Here is a 239-nt window from a genome sequence, read left to right on the forward strand (position 1 = left end):
GTGGCGCAAACAGGAACTGATCGACACCGGGCAGCTCCCGGGTCTCAGCCGCACCGAGCAGGCCGAGCTTGCCGCGGCCAACAAGCGCATTCGGGAACTCGAGACTGAGGTGGCGATCCTAAAAAGGGCCCGTGAGCTGCTGCGGGAGCCGCACGACCCAAAAGGCGGTACGCGGCCATAGCCACTATGGCCGCAGAGAGACTGCCCGTGCAGACCGCCTGTCGATTGCTGTCTGTGGC

At 65.3% G+C, this 239-nt stretch carries 1 protein-coding gene; it reads left to right on the plus strand.

Features of this window, described 5'->3' with window-relative positions; genetic code table 11:
- Positions 1-181: transposase (locus RYX56_RS26830; protein WP_500660720.1), on the plus strand; the 181-nt coding region annotated here is incomplete at its 5' end.
- Positions 182-239: the final 58 nt, after the last annotated feature.

The sequence above is a fragment of the Alkalihalophilus lindianensis genome (assembly GCF_032843265.1).
Classification (GTDB): Bacteria; Bacillota; Bacilli; order Bacillales; family Bacillaceae_D; genus Alkalihalophilus; species Alkalihalophilus lindianensis.